This is a genomic window from Parabacteroides sp. MSK.9.14 (genome assembly GCF_019041495.1).
In the GTDB taxonomy this organism is placed as follows: domain Bacteria; phylum Bacteroidota; class Bacteroidia; order Bacteroidales; family Tannerellaceae; genus Parabacteroides; species Parabacteroides merdae.
This window is the reverse complement of the sequence record NZ_JAHPXO010000015.1, coordinates 23189-46610: the sequence shown is the minus strand read 5'-3', so window position 1 is coordinate 46610 and position 23422 is coordinate 23189. Positions and strand designations below refer to the sequence as shown.

The following is a 23422-nucleotide window of genomic DNA, read 5'->3' as shown; positions in this document are numbered from 1 at the left end:
CAGTATAAATAGAGATTTTTTTTATGTTATTTCTTCTTGCACCGCAAAGCAAAATACAGGATATACAGGAAAGACAACAACGGAATCACAAACCCAATCGCCATGTTATCGGCCCCGATATATCCCATCAGCATTGGGGCAAAGGCTCCGCCTGCTACTCCCATAACGATATAGGATGATGCTTTCTTTGTAGAAGAACCCATACCTTCCAGGCCGAGTGCAAAGATTGTCGGGAACATAATGGACATGAAGAAAAAAGAAAGATAGAGCGCATACAAAGAAACCGTACCGACAGACACGACGACCAACGCCATACAGACAGCATCCGCCAAAGCGAACCATGTCAGGAGACGGGCCGGAGACATCCACTTCATCGTAAAACTGCCGGACAGACGGCCGATCATAAACAAAGCCATTCCTCCGAAAGCCAAGATACGCGAAGCCTCAATATTCGTCATCGAAGTATCGACTTCCGTCACATAATTAATGAAGAAACTGAAAATTCCCGTCTGGGCAGCACAATAGCAAAACTGTGCAATAATAGCCCGGACAAACTGCGGATGTCTCCACATGGAGGCAGTACCGGATGCGGGTACATATTCTTTTTCTTCCGCATCCGTATCTTCTTCCACCTGTACTTCGGGTAGCTTGGTAAAGATGAAAAGAATGGCTACCAGTAAAACAACCGAGCCAACCAGGATATATGGTTTCGTCAGCGTAAACGGATCGCTCTCCTCGCCACCGAATATCAGCATGCCACCGACCAGCGGGCCTAATATCCAACCTAACCCGTTAAACGATTGAGACAAATTCAGGCGTTGCGCCCCCGATTCCTCCGGCCCTAAAATCGTGGAATAAGGGTTGGCTGCCGTTTCCAGAATACAAAGCCCACAGGCAATCACAAAAAGGGCGATCAGGAATGGAGATGCCGAATGCAAATAAGCCGCCGGAATAAAAGCGAACGCACCAACAGCAAACAGGCATAACCCTAAAATAATCCCTTTCTTATACCCGAACCGCTTCATGAACATACCGGCAGGGAGCGCCATCAGGAAATAAGCGATATAAGTGGAGAACTGCACAAGGCCGCTCTCCGCCTTCGTCATCGTAAAGACACCTTGAAAATGCTTATTCAATACGTCCAACAGACCATGAGCAAAACCCCACAACAAGAACAGGCTGGTGATCAATATAAACGGGACAAGATAAGACTTCCCTCCGGGAGCGGAAAACAAAGTTTTCTGATTATTCTTTTTCATGCTTGCTATTTATTACGAGTCGGCAAAGATACTCTTTTTTTCAGATAATACCCTCCTCCCATATAAGAGACCGTATAAGCCGAATCCGGCGAACTGCGGTAGACAGAAATCTCGCCGAACACATACAGAGCCGAATCCAGATCCAGCCGGAGAATATCCGGATATAAATCATCCGGGATCGAATCGGACGGAGCCAACCCAACCTTCTCCATCTGGCGGAAAAGCAAAGAATCTCTTTCTGCTTCAAAAAGAATTAGTGAGTTTTTATCGCATAAATAGAAGGTGTCCATCTGTATCATGCTGTTTATCGGGCCTTCGTCATAGCGGCCGACAGCCTGGAGCGTTTCATATCCCGTAATATCCAAAGGTGAATAATCGGTAATGGTTACATATTCATAATAATTGCCCGGATTTGCCGGAATCGGATAATTGTCGCGCTTTTCCTGCGAGATCCGTTCTATGTCCCTCGCTGTTATGCACGGTATATACGTGACAAAGGACAACAAAACGACGGCAAGCACAACCGCATACAAATAATGTGCGGTCCGTCGGAAAAAGAACAGCAGGACAGTCCCCGTCAGGATAGCGCCTACCACCACCAGATACACCCGCGCTTCCGTATATCCGTACTGGTTGATCCGGTAGAAAGTTCCCACCCAATACATGACCAACGCCGGAAGTACAGCCCAACCGGAATAGCGGTAAAACCAATCATAATATCTTCTCTCCAGGAACGGCTGGCAACTTTTCAGAATGAATGTAGCCGAAATAAAACTAACGACAATATAAGCAACCGCACCTTTGGGCAAGGACCACAAAACGGCCACTTTGACAAAATAGAGATACAAGATAACCGCATATATCAGCAAGGCCGGCGAAAGGACGTAATTCAGCAATACATCGAACAGTTTGTTCACGCCTTCCTCCTCCTCTTTCTCCCGGTTAAACAAAAGGAACAACAACGGCAATATCCCTGCAAATGCGATACTGGACGAATAGGCCATAAACCGCCGTTCCCCATATTGCCATATCTCAAAAATATACTGGATCGAATAATAGATGGAGATAGAAAGCAGCCAGGCAATCCCGGCCAGCAATCCGGCAGAAAGCATCGCCCGAAGGTAACAAAGCCCTTTCCTGACAAACCTATCGTTATCCCGTCTCCAGTCGCACACCAGATATAGCAGTTGCACTACTACGAGCGTCACCCAATAGAAAACAGACCAGAAATCTTTCTCCTTCCAGAAAAACGGAATAAAGAACAACACAGACAGATAATAGGCAAAACGCCAGCGCGATCCTTCCGTCATCGAATTCAATGTACAGGTAATCAGGAATAAGACCGGGAAGTAATAAACGACAACAGCCAGTCTTGCCCAAGATGTCTCATACAGCGCGCAACCGAAACAGCAAAATAAAACAGACAGAACTACTTCGGCCGGATTGTGCCGCACTGCTATCTGTAAACGTTTGAGAAGAGCCTCTATTTTCTTTTTCATACCTTCAATATTTATAATTAGGCCATAAAGATAAGCGTTATTGCTTTTCTGCCACTATTTACATGCCAAAATGGTTCCTTTTCTGCCAAATTTTCCTACAGACACTCTCCATTAACAATCCCATTTTCAAACACATATATCCATACGAGTAAGCCTGTTTACCTAAAATCATGGCCTCCGGAAAGGATTTTCAACTTCGTTTATCATCCTTTATTCATATTAACGCCGGACATATTGTTTTGGCATGTCTTTTGAAGTTGGTATAGTGCTTTCGGGTTAGAAGAGACGAGAGCGAAAAAGAATATAAATGTTTAACTAAATAATTGGAGGACTGTATTATGACACCGATGAGAAGAAGTCAAAATTGGTTACCGTATGTATTCAATGATTTATTTGACAACGACTGGATGATTAAAGCGAACTCTACAGCTCCCGCCATCAACGTGATTGAATCGGAAAAGGACTATCGGGTAGAAGTTGCTGCTCCTGGTATGACAAAAGACGATTTCAACATCCGCATCGACGAGAACGACAATCTGGTCGTATCGATGGAGAAAAAAGAAGAAAAGAATGAAGACAAAAAAGAAGGACGCTATCTGAGACGCGAATTCTCCTATAGCAAATTCCAGCAGACAATGGTTCTTCCCGAAAACGCAGAGAAAGAAAAGATCGAAGCAAAAGTCGAGAATGGCGTGTTGAACATCATCATCCCGAAAATGAGCGAGGAAGCAGCCAAGAAAGCTGAAAAGATTATCGAAATCAAATAATCTGTTGTCTCATATAAACTAAAGGCTATAATGGTTTGTTTTATTGGAAAAATATTATCCGGTTAAAGCAAACCATTATCTTTTTATCTATATCTTTGCCTATATAAACATTGTATCGTATTATAAATCTAATTGAAAGAAAGGAAATAAAATTATGATTTTAAGCAAGAAATTATCCGAAGCATTTAACGCACAGGTTAATGCAGAAATGTGGTCATCCAACTTGTATCTGTCCATGTCCGTGCACTTCCAGAAACTGGGATTAAACGGTTTCGCCCACTGGATGAAAAAGCAAGCAGAAGAAGAAATGGAGCATGCCCACAAAATGATCGACTTCACTATCGACCGCGGCGGTGATATCACAATCGGGCAGATCAATGTCGTTCCTACTGCATGGGGCAGCGTCACAGAATTATTCGAACATGTTTACAAACACGAATGCTACGTTTCCGAACTGATCGACAAAATGGTCGATATCGCAGAAGAAGATAAAGACCATGCATCAAGAGACTTCCTCTTTGGGTTCGTTCGCGAGCAGGTTGAAGAAGAATCTACAGCTAAAGAAATCGTAGAACAGTTGAAGAACTATGGCGAATGCCATGTTGGTATCCTTGACCACAGATTGGGCAAAAGATAAAAACAATGGACAATTGATAATGGACAATTGACAATTAGTTGACACATTCTTATTAATTGTCAATTGTCAATTGCCCCAAGTATCGCTTTCCCCCACAGCTCTCCCAAAGCAGAAGCCCCTTTCCGGTTAGGATGTAGATAGAAAGTTCCTGCATTTCCCTTTTCGGGGAAGAGTTCGTTTTTATAATGCGTCTTGAAATAATCGAAACCATCCGTATCTCCCATAAAGACCTGTCCGGGAAAATGTTTGGAATAATCGAGAACCAACGCCTGTAATTCAGGATAATAACTTTGCAGACGATTCAATCCCTCTTCCAGGTATTTGGCTCCGTTGTATGTATTCGGGCTGTACCATACCGGCCGGTGTAATACGATCTTGCATTCCGGATAGAGTGCCAGCAACTTATCGATAATCGTTTTCATATTCTCATAATACTTGGCAGGTGAGGCCGGAGCTCCGTTCGGTCCTGTAATAGCGCTGTCGTTCGTCCCAAGCATAATAGAAAAGATCAAAGTCGCCCAAGTTTCATCTTTGAACTGGTCGGCGACCCGGACCACCTTCGGGAATAGCAAATCGGTTTGAGGCAGAAAATCAAAAGTCGTACTTCCACTTACCCCCTGGTTGGAATAGCGGACAGTTCCGACAGACGGCTGCCTGCGCAGATACAAAGCGGCCTTCACAGGGGGAGCCTCATGTCTCGGATTTTCCAACAAAGCGCCTTGCGTTATGCTGTTTCCGATAAATACTATATTCAGATTTTTCTTTTCCTCGCCCGTCATATAACAACAGATTGTCATACACAACAATAAACCTATAACTTTCCGGATATCCTTCATAATTCAATTTTTCTACTTTTCTGCGAATGTAGGAAAAAATTCATTCACTTCCGGATGTTCCGATAACCAAATTTTAGCACCTTCTTCCTCGTGCATCGGATAAGCCTCCACCAAATCCATCAATTCGCTCAATTGGTCATTATCGAGAGAAAAGTTCCGGAAAAAAGCGGCTGCATACGGATCTTTGTCAGAAAAGCCTTTGGTTGCCATAATCTGAATCTGTTCGGCATCGCCGTACTGTTTTTGCGGATCATCTAGAAATTTAAGGTCGTAGCGGGAGAACATCCAGTGGGGAGTCCAGCCGGTTACCACGATCCACTCTTTGTTCTCAATCGATTTCTGGAGAAATGCGACCATTGTCGCACCGCTCGAAGGTTTTAACGTCAGCTCGACCGGATATTCCCGGATGACACGCTCAGTCTCATTCATCAAGCCGGCCCCGACATCGATACCGATGATCTCGTTACGGAACTTCTCTTTATGCTCATTCAATTCTTCTATGGAACGGATCGTGACATACGAAGGGACTACCAGCCCCATCCTGGCATTTTTATAGGCTACTCCTAACGCTTCCAAGTTATCGCCATATTTCCTTATATAATCGGCATGTGTAGCCGGAAGCCATGCATCCATAAAAACATCGACTTTACCGGCCGCCATCGAGACAAAGACCGGTGCAATATCCGCATTTCGCAGCATCACATCATACCCCTTGCTCTCAAGCATGACTTTCGCCAGATAGCTCATGGCTATGCCTTCCGACCAGTTTACATAACCGATCGAAACCTGTTTCCTGCCATTCGAGGAATCGCTGCAATCAGCGAACATCATCATGAAGGCTACAATAAGGGATAAATTTATAATGATAATCAATCTTCTCATAAATACTTTTCTTTTTATCTGTTTTACTTTCTACGGACAAAGCCCTGTGTAATACGATCCAAAACGATCGCTAGAATCACGACGGCTATGCCGCCTTCAAAACCAAGTCCGATTTTCATTTGTGTGATTCCTTTCAATACGATCTCACCTAATCCGCCAGCCGAGATCATGGCCGCAATCACAACCATAGAGAGAGCCATCATGATTGTCTGGTTCACTCCTGCCATAATGGTAGGTAAAGCCAACGGGAGCTGTACTTTAAAAAGAAGCTGTCCCGAAGTGGCCCCGAACGAACGGGTCGCCTCTACAATATCTTCCGGAACCTGACGGATTCCCAAGTCGGTAAGACGGACAACCGGAGGCATGGCAAATATCACGGTGGCAAAAGCGCCCGGAACAGGTCCTAGTCCGAAAAACAGGACAGCCGGAATCAAATAGACAAAAGCGGGCATCGTCTGCATCAGATCCAAAACCGGACGGATCACCTTAGCCGCCTTATCGTTTCGCCCGGTCCAGATTCCCAGCGGGACACCGAACAACAAGGCGATGATCGTCGACGACAAGACAAGCGCCACAGTCTGCATGGTCTGTACCCAAAACCCCATCCCCCAAATCAAAAGTAAACCGAGCAAGGTCAGGACAGCAGTTCCCTTTCCGGCTTTCCACCAAGCCAAAGCTGCTATTCCCGCAATCATCAGGTAGAACGGGACCCACATCAGTATTCCCTGGAAGCCGTCGATAAAGCCGCCTACGATGTGGTTGATTACATCAAAAAGGCCAGCAAAGTTTTCTGTCAGCCAATTAATGGCCATTTCTATATATTTTCCGATATTTATCATAAATCTATTGCGTTTTGAATGATTTCTTCTATTTCTTTCTGATCTTTTCCGGTCATCTCGATAATGATGGCTGAAGTCGATACGACACCTTTCAAACGGTTATTCTCATCGACCACCGGCAAAGCCTGCTGGACTTTCGGCAAGAGGGGCAACATATCTTCGACTGTCATACTCTCCAATACGGAAGGGACCTCTTTCATGACAATCGAACTGATATCCCGCGCCCCTTCCTTACGCAACCGCAGCACATCTTTCAACCGTATTTCACCAAGGAACTGCTCGTCCGCACCGATCACGGGCAATGCATACAAACGTTTTTCCCTCATCTTGCGGATTATGGCCTCCGGACCATCTTTGCGGATACGGACAACGATCGGTTGAGTCAGCATGATGGAAGAGGCCGTAACGACACGCCCACGATCCACACTCTCGGTAAAACGGGTGACATAGTCGTTCGCCGGATCGGTCAATATCTCTTCGGGCGTCCCGACCTGTACGACTTCGCCATCCTTCATAATGGCAATACGGTCGCCTAATTTGATGGCCTCGTCCAGATCATGTGTGATAAAGACAATGGTACGTTTCATCTTCTCCTGCAAGTCCAGCAACTCGTCCTGCATCTGTTCGCGGATAAGTGGGTCAAGGGCAGAAAAAGCCTCGTCCATCAACAGGACTTCCGGGTCGTTCGCCAAAGCACGTGCCAGCCCGACGCGCTGCTGCATACCTCCGGAGAGTTCGTCCACACGCTGGTTCTCATATCCTTTCAATCCTACAACGGCTATGCTTTCATATGCTTTCTTTTCGCGCTCTTCTTTAGGCACTCCCTGCAATTCAAGCCCGAAAGCTATATTGCTCAATACAGTCCGGTGAGGCAACAGTCCAAAATGCTGGAATACCATCGCCATCTCCTTACGGCGTATTTGCAACAGTTCCTTATCCGACAGAGATGTGATGTTCCTACCGCTCAGCCATATCTCTCCCATAGAGGGTTCGTTCAGCCGGTTAATGCAACGCACCAACGTCGACTTACCACTACCGGAGAGCCCCATTATCACGAACATCTCTCCTTCCTTTATTTCCAGATTGGCATTACGGACAGCTATGGTACAGCCTGTTTCTTTTAAAATTTCCTGTTTGCTCTTACCTTGCTTAACCATCTTTTTCGCTTTGGCCTTCTCAGGTCCGAAAAGAATCGATAAGTCTTTTATTTCTATTTTCGTCATATTTTAAAAATTATATTTGGTCATGTTTAGAAGTAATTCCCAGGACCGGGCATGTGGTGTCTATTTAATAAACAGGGAAAAACGCGTTTAGTTTAAAAAAGACAATAAGTTCGGTTTTTCGCTCGTCTTTATTAGTATAATAAATCACTTATAATCAAACAATAAAACAACAAAATCAAAAGAATCAATCATTCATATTTTCGATCAAAAGGAAATGTCCGGAATCGCCTTGCATATGAAATACAAGGAGATTTCCGGACTAACAAGGAATAAATATGTTCTTTTTCGATGGTATTATCTTGTTCGGCTGTACTCGTACAGTATTTTCCCTTTTCCATTCATCAGATAAAAGGATAACTTACTATCTTCCATGCTGACTACAGTGAACCCGGCTTCCGGATTACAGAACTTCGTACCCTCGACAGTCTTTACCTTACGGGAAAGTGAACCGGATGTATTTACCAGATAGTCAACCTTGCTGTCAGCAGGCTGGATGTGCTGGAAGTTATGAATATGACCACAAAAATACATATCGACACCATATCTGTCCAACAGAGGCTCCAAACGTTTACGCATATCGGCACGTTCACTTTCCTCTTTCGGCGTATCGGCATAGACAGGATGATGGCCGATTACGATCTTCCATTTCTCAGCAGAAGAGGCAAGCGTTTTTTCGATCCATTGAAGCTGCTCTTCCATATCCTGTCTGCCGGCATCGGGATATTTCTCCGTATCTTCACGGTATTTGTCAATCAGAGGCGAAGTATCTATAAATACCAACAAGGCTTTCTCATTTTCACCCGCCTCCACGACTTTTGAGTAATAACGGGAAGGGACGATCCAACGACGGCTTTTCTTGCCGTAATCCAATACCGCTTGCGTATTACCGCGATACTCATGGTTCCCGTTGACGGCAAACCACTCCAGCATCAGCTCAGGATGGCTGTAAACAAGCTCGTAGTTTGTCATCCACAACGGATCGTCGACACTGGCTACCCCCTCGAAATGATGAGTATCCCCGGCCGCGACAATAAATTCGATGTCTATCTTTTCCGCCAGATTTCCCATCAACTCGGCAATCGTCTTTTGTTCGTAATAACCGTTCCGTCCCAAGTCGCTGACCAGATAAAAATTTTTGCTTTCTTCCGATACGGCCGGAACGTCGAATGCCTCCCCTGCTAAAGCAGGACCGGCAATATCCGTTTCCGAATTCGACGCTCCTTTCTGCTTACCGGCAGAAGTGCAGCCCCCGAAAGCGGAGACTGCGAACAAAGCCGATAAGGTCTGTAAATAAATTCTTCTATTCATCATGTTCTTTTATTTTAAACCGAAAGCTCCGAATTGTGCTTTCACCGCCGGCGAATGGTAAGTGACACCATTTACGGAAAGCCCGTTTGTCGAAAAGTAGGGAACTAAGTTGGCATCTGTTCCGCTATTAGCGCCTGCCAATACCGGAGAACCGGATTTGACATGGAAATCCCATCCTTCATCATATACATATTCGGTCAAAGCGACTTCGTTAACGGCAAAGTTTTCGAACAGCGGGTCCTTCAAATCATTTTCAGTAGCGATAATGCTATGCACATCCACTACTCCGGAGTTGTAATTCTTATGTTCGTAGTTATAACCGGCCCATGCATAGGCGACACCGCTTTCCTCTTCATATACAATATCGCTTTTCTGGCTGCCGGAAGCATAAAAATTATAATCGATCACAGACTGGTCGCTATAACCCTCTTCAGGGTCGTTCGGGTTCTTGAAGCTCGGGGTCATGGCACGGAACTTGCAATTTACCATCAAGTTGTTGAAAACATTCGCCAACACATTCTTTTCAGCATATACACAACCACCCTTCTCACCGTCGCGACGCCAACCGGCATTGACGATTGTATTATTGTAGGCCTGAACCTTAGCCTGGCCGCGCGTTTCGCTCTGGCCTGAACTGGACAGTTTCAATCCGTTAGTGTTCGGGCTGAACATGATATTACCGGCGACATCCACCGTACATCCGGCTTTTACATTGACAGCTTCCGCCCCGTCATATCCGTTGGCAGCAAACGTATTGCCAGCTATGATTGCCTGTCCGCCCATCAAATAAATACCGTCAGACCAGCCATTACGAAGAACAGAATTAGTGATGACATATTTCCCCTTGATATTGTTAGTCGTGATCTGCGGATAAGCGTCGTCACCGGCCGTATATACACCGTTGGCCGCAGCCGGAGAACCTTCCACCACTTGGCCACCCGTATATTCGATAACGGTATGGTCGATCAACATTTCCTCGCAACTGTTCGAAGCGACGATACCACCCCATAAGCCGGCAAACGTATTCTCTTTCGTGCGATTTTCCTCAGCTACGGAGAAAAGGACCGGATTTTCAGCTGTTCCCTTACAGTAAAGATTGCCGTCTACCGTAAATTCAACAGGGACATGGTTGGCTCCGACACCTTTGTCATCAAAGATAACCTGCACACCTTCCTCTATTGTCAGGGATTTACCGGCCGGTACTGTGATATGGCCTGATACCAATATGATGGAATTGGCTTTCCAAGTCCCCTCGACATCCCCCTCCACAGTCTCCGTATCTTCATTTCCACCCTGATTATTATCCGGATTAACAGGATCATCGTCACCACAAGCAGCCAAAGTCATGACCATCATGGCTGCACTCACTAATAATGCATTGAATTTCATAAAATAAATGCTTAATGTAAATATTAATATAATTGCTATGTTAAAGTTTATACCGGATGCCGAGCATAAATGACTGACCGTGCCATTCTTTCCGTTCGATCACATTCCCATTATGCCGGTCTGAATCCACACTCTCCGTATGCGGTCCTTTCTGAATGTAGCGCAAGAGCGGGATATCCAACAGGTTGGAGGCCTTGCCAAAGATACTGATGCCGTTCTTGAAACTTTTTTCTATCGAAGCATCCAGCTGGGCGTAGCCGTCCTCCCATATATCATCTTCATACCAGTTCGAAATGTCGCTCAGACGTTTTCCCGTATAGCTGGCAGACACCTGGCCCTCCCAGCCGTGCCTGGTCTCTTTGAAAAGCAGGGAGAGATTTGCCACATGGGCCGCCTGTCCGAACAGTGGACGGGACTGGCGCACCGACTTCACTTCCGATCCTTCCATGATACGCTTGTCTGTCGTGACCTTCGAATGTGTATAGGTATAGTTTGCCTTAATACCGAACCAGTTGAAGTATTTCATCACATCGACTTCCATCCCCAGATTCTTGGCGTCACCGAAGTTCATCGGTTTATAATAGGTATCCTGGCCTTCGTTCAACAACCCGTATTCGATAGGGTCCTGGATATTCTTATAGAACAGGCCGACCATAAACTGCTCGGAAGACTTTGGAAAAAATTCATAACGTAAATCGATATTGTCGGCAACCGTATGCTTCAAGTCCGGATTTCCCTTTTCCTTATAATCTTCATTAATGATGCTGTAAGGCACGATCTCGAAAAAGCTCGGACGATTGATGGCACGCGCATACGAGAAACGCAGGTTGGCATTTCGATGGATACCGTATTTGGCATGGAAACTCGGCAATACATCCGTATAGTCCTGGTTTCCTTCCGGATCAACATCGCGGGGAAATTTCAGTACATATCCCTGATTCGTATGCTCGACACGCACCCCGGCGATCAATTCCCATTCCTTCAAGGTATACTTCACCATTCCATATCCGGCACCGATCTTTTCCGTTGCATCGTAATTCAGAGGGTCCCCTATGTTGCCATAAGGACGGGGGACGAACTGTATCTCGTCAAAATTAAACCAGTCCTTATTGATATATTGCGGATTCTTGGAACCGGTAGCCGAGTTGAACGTATATTCATTAAAGAAACTGTCACGCTTCTTATCCCGGTACATACCTCCGGCCGAGAAATCCAGGATCGCCCCGCCATCCAATTTCAACTTATATACCAGATCGACATATCCGGCTTTGTCCTTATCCGAGTTATGTTCCCAACGACGTTTGGCCGCATCCGTAGTAGACACGTGGGAACCCAACAGATATATTTCCGCATTATCGGGCGTTTCGCTGAATGCTTTGGACAAGACAGCCGACCAGTTCAACCGCAACGCTCCGCCAGACAGAAACAAATGTTCGCCTTTTAAGGTCGAATTGATGATATACTGGTGGTTCCAACGCATACGGACAGCCCGTTCCTTTTCATCTTCCCCATCGCGCACTTCGGCTTCGCTCATATCCATATAACCGTTATACCAAGTCAGCTTATGGTTGTCGTTCAAGGAGTAATCCAGTTTGGCATGCACACCGATACGTGTCTGTTCCGATGAATAATTACGGTATTCTATCCCGTTATGGCTCGTTCCCGGTTGATAATAGAGCCGACTTTCCTTTCCCCGGCTGGTACTCAGAAAACTCCCCGCCAACATGACGCCCAATTTATCATCAAAAAAGCGGTCGCCATACGAAAGTCCGGCAGTCAGGTCCGGCAGCGGTTTCTTCCATTTCATCCGTAGGTTCGAAGTCGTAAAGTCTTCCATCGTCACTTTGTAATCTTCCGGTTTCCCCAACGCTTCGTAAGGAGATTTCTTTACGATACCGCCCCGGTTGAACGATTGGAAGTCACGACCGAAATACATCGCGTTATAACCGGTAGACAAGTTGGCCGTAAATTGGCGTTCGGAAGGAGCATCTTTCATGATCAGATTGACAGCGCCACCAATGCCGTCTCCCTCCATATTCGCCGTCAAGGATTTGGTCACCTCCAGACGGTCCAGCATCTCGGAGGGGAAGATATCAAGCGGCACAAAGCGGTTCTTATTATCGGGACTCGGAATCTTCACACCGTTCACCAACGTATAGTTATACCGTTTGTCCATACCCCGTAAAATGGCATACTGACCTTCTCCGCTACTGTTACGCTCGACCGTCACGCCGGACATACGCTGGATCACATTGGCAACCGTAATATCCGGTGACAGCTCGATCGCTTTCGCACTCATGACGTTGACCACATTCATCGCCTGCTTCTCAATCCCGCGGGCACCGGCTTCGGTACGTCCCGGATTGGCGGCTATGATCGTGACACCTTCCAGGTTCATGGCCGAAGGCTTCATGTTAAACAGTACATCCCGGCCGGACAGCGTGTTTACGTTCTGTTCCTGTGTCTCATAGCTGATATAACTGCAAACCAACGTGATGTTTTTTCCTTCCGGCACATCTTTCAGGACGAATGTCCCGTCCAGCCCGGCTGTCGTTCCCATCGCCGGATTTTCTTTCACATACACAGCAGCACCGATCAGTTCTTCGCCGGTCTGCGCATCCTTAACCCAACCTTTAACTGTCGCAGCGGTCAGATAAGCAGCCGGAGTCAAAGTCAAAAATAAAACGAGTAGTAATTGCTTCATTATTTGTTTTTCTTTTCCGCCGCAAAAGTAGAAGGTGCGGATAACAGCAACACTTCATTCTTTTTACAATTACGTTACAGGCAGAAAACAGAAGGAACAAAAAAGCTACATATTTAAACGATATCGACCGGTGAATCTACAAAAAGTCTTATATTTGCGAGTAAGAATTACACATAATAACGCATACTAATATGAAAACAAAGATTTCACTTTTACTTCTTGCCATTCTATGCAACTTCTCCGTATTTGCCCAGAGTGACTTCGACAAATATTTCGAAAAGAAAAGTCTCCGGGTGGATTTTGCCTTGAGCGGTAATCTAAAGTCACAATCGGCTGCTATCCAAGGGTTGCGTGAAGAACCGGTATGGGGAGGTCCGGTCAAGAACCTGATCGATAAGTTCAATTACGGAGGTTATTATATTAATGTCTATGACAAAGCTACGAATAAGCTGATTTACTCACGCGGCTTCAATACGTTGTTCGAAGAATGGCGCTCGACAGAACAGGCTAAGACAGAAACACAATCGTGGACAAACAGCGCTTCCGTTCCTTTCCCGAAAGTACCTATCTATGTCGAGATCACGGCACGCGACAAGGCCGACATGCAATTCCATCCGTTGCTGAAACAAGAGATCGATCCCAAAAGTATCTTCATCGACCGGGGAAAACTGAAAGCCAATAAAGTGCATCAGATACAGAAAAGCGGCGACTCGACAGAAAAAGTGGACCTTGTTTTTATTGCTGAAGGATACACGGCGGATGAACAGGAGAAATTCGTAGCAGATGCAAACAGGTTTACAGAAGCCTTGTTCGCGACTCCTCCTTTCACGACACGTCGAAACGACTTCAACGTATGGGCTGTCTGCCTGGTATCGGAAGAATCGGGCACGGATGTTTCGGGTAAAGGTATCTTCAAGAACACTGCCCTCAATTCCGGTTATTATACATTCGGTGTAGACCGTTATCTGACAACACCGGATATGAAATCGATCCGCGATGCCGTCTGGAACGTACCATGTGATGCAATATTCCTGCTGATAAACACAGATATGTACGGCGGTGGCGGCATGTACAACTTCTATGCCTGCGGGACAGCCGACAACCCACGGACACCTGTCGTCTTTACACATGAGTTCGGACATAGCTTCGCCGGCCTGGCAGACGAATATTTTTCTTCGGAAGTCGCCTACCAGGATTTCTATAACCTGAAATACGAACCGTGGGAACCGAATATCACAACTTTAGTCGATTTCGGCAGCAAATGGAAAGACTTATTGCCCGCAGACACTCCTATTCCTACCCCACTCGATGCCGGACATAAGGACAGAGCCGGCGTGTTCGAAGGAGGCGGTTACCTGTCGAAAGGCATTTATCGCCCGATGGATCACTGTATGATGCGCGACTACGCCCCATTCTGTCCGGCTTGCTCACGAGCCATTCTTCAGATGGTCGATTTCTTGACAGACAAGTAATAAAATCTATAGGCGCCCAGCAAACCGTAACCCATAGCTTTAGCCTCTGTAAAGCTATGGGTTACGGATGCCAAAGCATAGCTTTATGGTGGTCTTTTCTCGTGTCGAATGTCTTTTCGAACGGGAGTGTTGAAAAACGCCATGATTGATTATCTGTCATCTTTCACCGAGGAGACGAAGTGTCTGCTACGGGAAAATTCATTATAAGATATAATTATTTTAACCGTACCGCTTCCCCATATTTGCTAATATCGATCAATTTATAAGTATCGACCTTGATTTTACCGCGAATGAATTCGGGAATATTGAAAGAGAAGAGAGAACGTTCATAATAGTCCGTCTCTTTCTGAGGCAACAGGAAAGGTTTGCCGGGAACACCATTTGCACCCAGATAACAAATGTAAGGCCGTGTATACAGCCCGTCATCCCGACGACTGCTGAAAACGAACCACCGGCTGTTGCTGCTCCAGGAATGATAGCTTTCGACATCGTTGCTGTTCACTTGGAGAAGGGAATCTGTTTTACCTGTCAACATGTCCAATAGTCGCAAATCCGCATCCTTGTGCCAGATCGAGAAGTTGCCATAATCCGAAACCGTGTACATCAGAAAACGGCCATCGGGAGATACTCTCGGCAGCTTCGCGCTCCGTCCTTCCTCATTAGCGTTGTAAAGCGTATCTATCGTCTGGCCGAAACTCCGTTTTTCCGGATCGAAAGCTATGCTTTGCAGGTTGTAGCGGATTTCCCGATATGACTCAGGCATCCGGCACGCCGGTGCGGAACAGAAATACAACCGTCTGCCATCCGAAGAGAATGCCGGAAAAGTCTCCATATTCTCCTCCGAAGATAAATGGGGAGCTGTTACGATTTCATGTTTCTCCACATCATAGACCACGACATCCGATCGATTGTCGAACACTTCCACCCGGTTCGCATCCGAAAGGTGAAAATCCTGTTTCGTATCATTCGTCGAGAATGCAACATATCGCCCGGACGGATGCCAGGCGGGATAGACCAAAGCGGAAATAGTCCGTTCGGTCTTCGTATCCAGCTTCTCGATATCACCATCCGTCAGTATGTAGGTCCCGGCATGTAGCGCACGTTGGTGGAAAAGCATCCGATCCGGATTCTGCATACAGAAGGAATGGCAGTTCATACAATTATTATTCGTCTGCTTATTGTCGAGAAAGGTTTCTTCCGTAAAATCCTCCAGGCAACGCTGGTAAATCCCCATCCTGTTCCACATCCGGTAGCCTGGTGCGATACGGCGATAGACCAAATAGGGATCGATTTTATCTTTGATTACTTGAATGGAAAAAGGAGGATATCGAAACCATCTGTCATCTTTGCATATATAGATCCCGACCGTAAGGTTCCCTCCAACCGATGCGTCCAACAGCCGGCGCCACTTCTTCTCCGGGATTTGGAAAGAACCGTTATCCGAATCCACCCGTATTTGCTGATCTTTGCCGGAGAATAGGGCGATTGCTTCGCAAGGTTCTTTCAGTTTGAAGTTCAGCGGAGCGATATTACAAGGGACTGCGACCCCTTTATAATCGGGAAAGATTTCTATTTCACCTTCCGTTTCCTCCGCATCGGGCAATCCACCATTGCAAGAGAAAAAGAAAACCGTACAAAGCCACAACAGAGAATATAAATACTTCATAGACTATCCATTCAAATTCTTACAATAATAATAAAACCAAAAAGTGTCTCCATATTGCCGGTAAAGCCAAGGCAGCCCGTCTGCGCCATTCTTGATCTTCAGAATATCTTTCTGGAATTGTTTATAGCGTTGCACTATCTCAGGCCGGATGGAAACCCAGTCAAGGACAGAAAGGTCCTCAGTCGCCAAAACCAATGCCGCCTCCTGAAAATGAACAGGAAGGGACTGTCCCGGCAAAAATCTACCGGCATGGGACAGGAATATCTTGAACTTCTCCATTTCCTTCGCCAGCAGATAGGAACAACCTAAATATTCCCATGCAACCCGGTTTACGCCTGGTTCCGAAAGATGTCCAACCCAAAGGCTGTCGATGCCGGTCAGGCAAAGCAAATTGTCCGGCTGGAAGGCCGGTATTGTCTTCGCGGCAAGCTCTCCATCCTGCCCGATCCTTTCGGAATGACGAACATAGCCGGTATATTTTTCCGCCCAACGCCGATATCCCGGCAACCGGCCGAGTATACCCAGATACTTATCCGCCAAAGCAAAATCTCTCCGTATCAAGCTAATCTTCACCAATCGTTGAAGCATACGAGGGCTTCCTCCCCGCTTGGCAAGTGTCAGGCCTTCCATCGCATATCCTTCCGAAAGGCTGATATCCCCGATCATATAATGGATATCACTCAACAGGCAACTCATATAATAAGTCCGGTCCCAGGAAGCCAGAAGGCTTTGCGGCCCTTTCTGGTCATAATGGAACAACCGGTCGCCCAAAGCGCCCTTTTGAGCCAATGCCATATTCAAATAGTTAAGGCTGACATAATCCGTCACCTCCTTCTCCGGATGTTCGCGGATAATCGTGTCCCAGTCATTCCTTTGCTCCCAAACGGATAACTCGTTCATCCGGTTGTTCCGGACTTCATACGGTCCGGGCAGACAAAATGCGGAAAAGCAAAACAGGACGACCAACAAACTGCCTGTAACGACAACTCCGACCGAACGCTTTCCTCTGGGAAGAAACTTCATCGCGAAGGCCGCCACCAATAGAGTCAAAAGCAAGACGACAAAACGAATCCAGATAAAATAGACATAAGAGTCCGGCTGCAACTGAGACTCCTGATACCTTTCCGAATAAATCCCGTCTGTCAACGGAATACCGGTAGCCAAACGAATACCGATATAAGTCAACAACACCCCAGCCAAAAACACAGCAAGCGAACCAGACCATTTCCTCCTTCGGCACAAAAGACTCATGCAAACCACGACCAGACCGTAAAGTGCCGCCAACTGGCCAGTCAAACCATAGACGAGAAACACACTCACCACACCATAAAACAACTGCACCTTCATTCTCCGTATACGGATAAAAACATAAGAGAATAGCAGAAGCAGGATCAGCCCGACCGTCCCGTCCAACACGTAAAAAGAGCTCGTATGGACCTTCAGCAATCCTAAAACAGGAAACAGGGCAAGCAACAAATTATATCCGCGCGGTGCGATTTCCTGTAAAAGTAGATAACACAAGAAACCGGCCACACACAAGAAAATACTGTTAACACACAAGACAAACAGGGAAGCAGTATAATATTGAACCAAAGCCTGCCCGACCACCGTACAAAAGCCACCGGGGACAGACAGCATATCCCGGATAACCACCCATTCGGGAATAAACAACTGCACCTCTTCCTGCCGTTGGAACGTGGAAGTCCCGAACGACCAAAAGAAAAACCAAAGTCCGATAAATACGAACAGCCAAAATACAAGCGTCCTCCCAGTCATAATCTCATCGTTTTCGTTAAAAGGAAATGAAACAAAAGAAGAGAGGAAGTCGCCTTTTGACGACTGTTCCTCTCTCCCCCGGTCTAAAGAGTAAAATTATACTTTATAGTCTTTCACATTCTACTTACTGCCGTAACCCGGGTTCTGTTCCAGCAGGTTATTAGCACCGATCAGACTGTAATGGATCGGGAAACGATTCAGGTTCGGATTGTTCGTCGCCTTATGATCCCACCAGTCTTCCGTCACATAGGCATCCCAACGGATCAAGTCCGTACGGCGGCGCCCTTCGGCCAAGAATTCCAATTGCCATTCGTCCAGCATACGGTATTTGTCCAGATTAGCAGCCGTTACAGGATCGGGATCGACTCCGTCTTCGAAATAACGCTTGCGGACTGTATTGATCAGATCGGCAGCCCCCTGTTTGTCACCGGCACGCATCTTGCATTCGGCCAGCATATAATAGATCTCGGCCAGACGGATCACAGGTACGTCCGGATCGCCTTTCCGCTTGAACTCTTCCTGAGTCGGACGCGGACTGCGTTTCGTCACACGTACCCCGGAGTTTTCTTCTGCCGTCGCAACCGTCGAAGGTAACGAAGCCACATCCGGATAAAGCGGATCTTTTCCGACCTTGGCAAAATGAGCGATCTGGTCGACAACCGTGATCACCTCTCCGGCATACTCGCGCGTACCCGTACAAACCCATTCCGGATTCAACGGATTCACCAATTCGCCAACGATAAACATACCGCGATATTTGCCATTGCCTTCATATACATAAGGTTGCTTACGGATATCCTTATCATTGAACTTCGCGTACGCTCCACCCAGCTTATATGGATAACGCTTACCCGTAGGATCGAGACTCGGCACCAGTCCGAGGGCATTGTCCGAACCGGAACCTTCCAGTCCACCCAGGTAGTTCTTATAGTTGTAAGGAACCATCATACCCCAATACATGGCATCCGTCTCGGTCTTTGCATTCTGACTGGGTACGGACCAGATCAGCTCAGGACAACGTTCGTTGTCAAATCCGAATATGTTCGTCCAATCCGTTTCCAATGCATACTGTCCGTACTTACCGTCGATAATGTCCTGACAGATCTGGGCGGCTTCGGTAAACATCTCCTTGCCGATATAAGACTTGGCATTGAAATACAAACGAGCCTGCAAGGCTGCACCGGCTGCACGATGGATCGAACCGGTTTCCATCCCTCCCAGTTCTTCTTTGATCGGAAGATTCGGAACGGCTATTTTCAATAAGGAATCGATGAAGTTAAATGTCTCGACATCCGTCGAACGTCCTTTCACTTCGCTCTGTGTCGTCGTGTACAAAGGCACCCCTCCGAAGAAGTCCAAACCGTCCAAATAGAAGGACGCTGCCAGCGTACGTTGCTGGTTCAACATGGATTCGCGCGTACCCTCTTCAAAGCCCAATGCATCGAAATCGACATTTTCCAAATCTTCCAATGCATCCCAAGCCAAAGCGACTCCCATCGCAAAGTTGGTCCAGCCCGTCTCGACACGCGTCATGTCTTCCGTATACTCATGATGATGGAATTTCTGATAGACGGCCCCGTCATACCAGTCGCTACCACGCGTAGGCAGACAGAACTCGTCCGTCCCCAGTTCCTGCAACAACCAACGCGGACTGTCGTGGGCAATGTACCAGCGCCAGTGAGTAAACGGACGGTTGAAACGTTGCCATACGGCATCTTGTGAGCTATAAAAAGTCTCCGGGACCACCTGCGAATAAAAATCAGGTTCGACACTACAGGAAGTAGTGCATAGCAGGCAGATCACTCCGGATAAAAACAATTGGAATATATTTTTCTTTTTCATCTTACAATCTTGTATTAGAAGTTAAACTGCATACCTAATGTCCAAGTACGGACGACCGGATAAAAATCGCTCCAGAACTTTTCCGTTCCTTTATCCCAGCCCGTGATATCCACCTCCGGGTTCATGCCGCTATAGCCGGTGATCGTGCAAACGTTACCCACCGTACCATAAATACGGATCCGGTCGATCAGGTTGTTCGTGTACTTCTTCATCGGAAGCGTATAACCCAGCGTGATCGCATCGATTTTCAGGAATGTACCGTCTTCCAGGAAATAGTCGCAAATCTGCTTTTCGCCCTTGATGTGGTTGAACTTGCCGTAAGCGTCTTTCAAAACATTCAGGTTGCCCTGTCCCTGGATGCCGTAATACATATTGATCGTATTATACACGTCGAAATCGATCCAGCTACGCAGGTTGATGCCTAAATCGAAGTTCTTATAAGTCAAGGTATGGCTCCACCCGATAATCAGTTTCGGAGTATAGTTGCCTATATACTGTTTGTCGTTCTCCGTTTTCTGTGCAGCCGGGATCACCTCGCCATCCTTGTTATACAGCAAGAAACTGCCCTCGTCATCGAACCCTGCGAACTTCCACATATAGAAAGAACCGATTGTCGAACCGGCTTCCATACGGGCTGCATCGCCCGGAGTTCCCGGAGCCACGAAACCATTACCGTTATGATAGGAGTTGTCACCCTCCAACGTCAGGATCTTTCCGGTATTATGGCTCAGGTTCATGCTGGAAGACCAAGTGAAATCTTTTGTACGAATAATGTCGCCACCGACTTCGAACTCCCAACCTTTACTTTCCATACTACCGATATTCTGCATCTGGCTGCCCTGCGTATAAGGTGGTTGCGGGACCTTCACACTGAACAGAAGGTTATCCACCTCACGCCGATAGTAGTCGAACTTGCCATACAAGCGTCCTTCGAAGAAAGAGTAATCGACACCCAAGTTCCACTCCTTCTTTTCTTCCCATCCCAAATTAGGATTGACATTTTGCGATTTACCGTATGAGTACGCCCATGTTCCGTTCGGCATCATCCAGTTCGTGTCCGAGCCTAACATATTGGCCATATAAGTCGCACTAAAGTCATTATTACCGGTCACACCGTAACCGAAACGGATCTTCAAGTCGTCCAGCCAGTCAAAGTCTTTCATGAACTCTTCGTTCGAGATACGCCATCCTGCCGTTGCAGACCAGAAGTTCGCCCAACGGTTGTCGGCCGCAAACTTGGAAGAGCCCTCATGCCGGATAGATGCGGAAAGCATATATTTATCCTGGTAGGAATAATTGGCACGGGCAAAGAAAGAGAACAGACGTTCCGTAACCGATTTGCCGGAGCTCATGCCGGCCTTGCCATCCGTCAGGTAGCTGCCTTGGCCTATATCCCAGTACTTGATGCCATCGACCGAGAAATTATAGTTATCCATACCGAAGTTTTCTCCGTTGACTTCAAAATAAGAATAACCGGCCGTTGCATTCAGATTATGTCCTCCTTTAAAGTCTTTTACATAGGAGAAATATCCTTCTGAAGTCAGGTTTTCCGTCTTGCTGAAAGCCAGGTGGGCATGCCCCTTACGCGAATTGTCAATCTCGCTTCGGTGTGTGCTGGGCCAATATTGGTGCAATTCCCATTGACGGTTTTCATACCCGACAACCTGCTGGTAATTCAAACCCGGAATAGGCTTGATATTCAACTTCAGGTTTACTTCCGGCTTGAACCATTTATCCAATCCGTAGTAATCTTCCAGCATGGCATCCGCAACGACGTTATAGTCCAACGATTCGTTGATCCACACGTTATAGCCTGTTTCGCTATCCGGATCGTACGGCGAGCGGGTAGGGTTGTTACGCATGGCTTGCTGGAAATTCGGATAGTGGTTGTTACGGGCAGCCTGGCGATAATCCACGGCCGGACGGACTTCCAGCCAATCATCGAACAACTTGAAAGATGCGTTCACACGTCCGCCATAATCCTGACGTTCGTCCTGCAACGCGATACCCTGGTTCTTTTCATAGAAGAAAGAAGTATAAACCTGTGCCTTTTCCGTACCCATTTCCAATGCAAGATGGTGTTTTTGGGAGAAGTTGCCCTTATTAATCAACTCATCCCACCAGTTTGTATCGGAACCGTAATCCGTACCGATATTATGTTCGGCATATTCACGGCCGGACAACATTTCGGGAGCATTGTAGTTTTGTTTTTTCGTAAACTCGTTGCTGTACGTGAGTCTCACTTTCCCGTTCGTATCCGAGCCGCTCTTGGTCGTAATCAGGATCACACCGGCGGCTGCACGTGTTCCGTAGATAGCACCGGCAGAAGCATCTTTCAACACATCGATAGACTTGATATCATCCTGCGTCAACGAACGGATATCGCCACCAGGAAAACCATCGATCACGATAAGAGGAGCTTTTCCTGAATTGATGGAAGTCATACCGCGAAGCTGGAATGTCGTACCGGAATTGGCACTTCCCAAGTTGTTCATCACCAAACCGCCGATCTTGCCTTGCAAGGACGCCGAGATATCCGCCCCGCTCACACCGACCATCAGGTCATCGGCCTTCAACGAGGTGATGGCGCTGGTCACCTGCTTCTTGTCCAAAGAACCATAGCCGATCACCACAACTTCTTCCAATGCTTTGGCATCTTCAACCAGCTTCACATGGATGGTTGCCTGGTTGCTGACCTTCACTTCCTGGGTTGTATAACCGATAAAGGAAATCACTAAAGTCGAGTTGTTGGGAACATTCTGCAAAACGACCTTTCCGTCCATATCCGAGATATTTCCGTTCGTAGTTCCTTTCACAACAACATTAGCTCCCGCTACCGGTCCCATTTCATCCTGAACCATAATTGTCACGGTCTTTCCTACTTGATCAGGCACTGCATTCTCTATCCGATCCGAGGTTAACAATTCAACATTCTCACCAGCCGCAAATACTCCTGTCGTCAGACAAAAGAGCAGTCCGCAAGTGACTTTCGATACTCGAGATATTGAACCTTTCCTTCTTAGAGGATGGCCACAATTCTGTTTTTGTTGCATTTTCTGTATTATTATAAAAAGGTTAATAATAAATCGATCTAAGCCTGAGGCTTATCACACTCTAAACAAGACTTAAAGTCTTTCTGTCAGTTTTCTCTATTCCTATCTCATAGGCCTATATATTTAAGTTGTCCATATAAACTATTTTTAATTAATACAGGCAGTTAAAATGACTATAGTCTTAATAGAACTACGGTATTTGTTTTCGGATTTTATGATATGGTTTGAATATTAACAGAAGTGGATATAGGTCTTACTTTTCATCCCCTC

Annotated in this window: 16 protein-coding genes; 3 read left to right on the top strand and 13 right to left on the bottom strand. The window is 46.5% G+C overall.

Annotation, left to right across the window (positions count from 1 at the left end; all coding sequences use genetic code 11):
- Positions 1–26 precede the first annotated feature (26 nt).
- Positions 27–1259, bottom strand: coding sequence for a sugar MFS transporter (locus tag KTG12_RS09695; RefSeq protein WP_005636288.1), 1233 nt, complete (start codon positions 1257–1259; stop codon positions 27–29).
- 5 nt (positions 1260–1264) lie between these two features.
- Positions 1265–2758, bottom strand: a complete 1494-nt coding sequence (locus tag KTG12_RS09690; protein ID WP_138272743.1) for a DUF4153 domain-containing protein — start codon at positions 2756–2758, stop codon at positions 1265–1267.
- 338 nt (positions 2759–3096) lie between these two features.
- Here KTG12_RS09690 and KTG12_RS09685 point away from each other — a divergent pair, with 338 nt between their 5' ends.
- Both KTG12_RS09685 and KTG12_RS09680 read left to right on the top strand, forming a co-directional pair.
- Positions 3097–3525 (top strand): Hsp20/alpha crystallin family protein, encoded by a 429-nt coding sequence (locus KTG12_RS09685; protein ID WP_005636284.1) that lies wholly within the window; start codon positions 3097–3099, stop codon positions 3523–3525.
- 154 nt (positions 3526–3679) lie between these two features.
- Complete coding sequence (locus tag KTG12_RS09680; protein ID WP_005636282.1) at positions 3680–4162, top strand: ferritin; 483 nt, start codon at positions 3680–3682, stop codon at positions 4160–4162.
- Positions 4163–4221: 59 nt separating this feature from the next.
- On the opposite strand, the gene KTG12_RS09675 is transcribed toward KTG12_RS09680, so the two are convergent.
- From KTG12_RS09675 to KTG12_RS09645, 7 genes are all read right to left on the bottom strand, one after another.
- Positions 4222–4941 carry a GDSL-type esterase/lipase family protein gene (locus KTG12_RS09675; protein WP_005636280.1) on the bottom strand — a complete coding sequence of 240 codons (720 nt, stop codon included), beginning with the start codon at positions 4939–4941 and terminating at the stop codon, positions 4222–4224.
- Positions 4942–5010: 69 nt separating this feature from the next.
- Positions 5011–5880: a glycine betaine ABC transporter substrate-binding protein gene (locus KTG12_RS09670; protein WP_005636278.1), complete on the bottom strand. Its 870-nt coding sequence runs from the start codon at positions 5878–5880 to the stop codon at positions 5011–5013.
- Between the two features lie 23 nt (positions 5881–5903).
- Positions 5904–6719 (bottom strand): proline/glycine betaine ABC transporter permease, encoded by an 816-nt coding sequence (locus KTG12_RS09665; protein WP_005636276.1) that lies wholly within the window; start codon positions 6717–6719, stop codon positions 5904–5906.
- A complete protein-coding gene (locus KTG12_RS09660) occupies positions 6716–7942 on the bottom strand; it encodes a glycine betaine/L-proline ABC transporter ATP-binding protein (RefSeq protein WP_138272744.1) in 1227 nt (408 codons plus the stop codon). The genes KTG12_RS09665 and KTG12_RS09660 overlap by 4 nt, the downstream gene beginning before the upstream one ends.
- A 294-nt stretch (positions 7943–8236) precedes the next feature.
- The gene (locus tag KTG12_RS09655; RefSeq protein ID WP_138272745.1) at positions 8237–9253 is read right to left on the bottom strand and encodes a metallophosphoesterase; all 1017 of its coding nucleotides are present in this window, start codon (positions 9251–9253) and stop codon (positions 8237–8239) included.
- Positions 9254–9259: 6 nt separating this feature from the next.
- A complete protein-coding gene (locus KTG12_RS09650; RefSeq protein ID WP_005646470.1) occupies positions 9260–10639 on the bottom strand; it encodes a hypothetical protein in 1380 nt (459 codons plus the stop codon).
- Between the two features lie 40 nt (positions 10640–10679).
- On the bottom strand, positions 10680–13343 hold the full coding sequence (locus KTG12_RS09645) for a TonB-dependent receptor (RefSeq protein WP_138272746.1): 2664 nt from the start codon (positions 13341–13343) through the stop codon (positions 10680–10682).
- A gap of 191 nt (positions 13344–13534) precedes the next feature.
- On the opposite strand from KTG12_RS09645, the gene KTG12_RS09640 reads away from it, so the two are divergent.
- Entirely contained in the window at positions 13535–14815 is a 1281-nt protein-coding gene (locus KTG12_RS09640) for a M64 family metallopeptidase (RefSeq protein ID WP_122115867.1), read from the top strand.
- A gap of 214 nt (positions 14816–15029) precedes the next feature.
- On the opposite strand, the gene KTG12_RS09635 is transcribed toward KTG12_RS09640, so the two are convergent.
- The 4 genes from KTG12_RS09635 to KTG12_RS09620 form a co-directional block, all read right to left on the bottom strand.
- Positions 15030–16481 carry a PD40 domain-containing protein gene (locus KTG12_RS09635; RefSeq protein WP_138272747.1) on the bottom strand — a complete coding sequence of 484 codons (1452 nt, stop codon included), beginning with the start codon at positions 16479–16481 and terminating at the stop codon, positions 15030–15032.
- Positions 16482–16484: 3 nt separating this feature from the next.
- Positions 16485–18257 carry a DUF6057 family protein gene (locus KTG12_RS09630; protein ID WP_138272748.1) on the bottom strand — a complete coding sequence of 591 codons (1773 nt, stop codon included), beginning with the start codon at positions 18255–18257 and terminating at the stop codon, positions 16485–16487.
- 120 nt (positions 18258–18377) lie between these two features.
- The gene (locus tag KTG12_RS09625) at positions 18378–20099 is read right to left on the bottom strand and encodes a RagB/SusD family nutrient uptake outer membrane protein (protein ID WP_005636260.1); all 1722 of its coding nucleotides are present in this window, start codon (positions 20097–20099) and stop codon (positions 18378–18380) included.
- Positions 20100–20113: 14 nt separating this feature from the next.
- Complete coding sequence (locus KTG12_RS09620; protein WP_005636258.1) at positions 20114–23152, bottom strand: SusC/RagA family TonB-linked outer membrane protein; 3039 nt, start codon at positions 23150–23152, stop codon at positions 20114–20116.
- Positions 23153–23422: the final 270 nt, after the last annotated feature.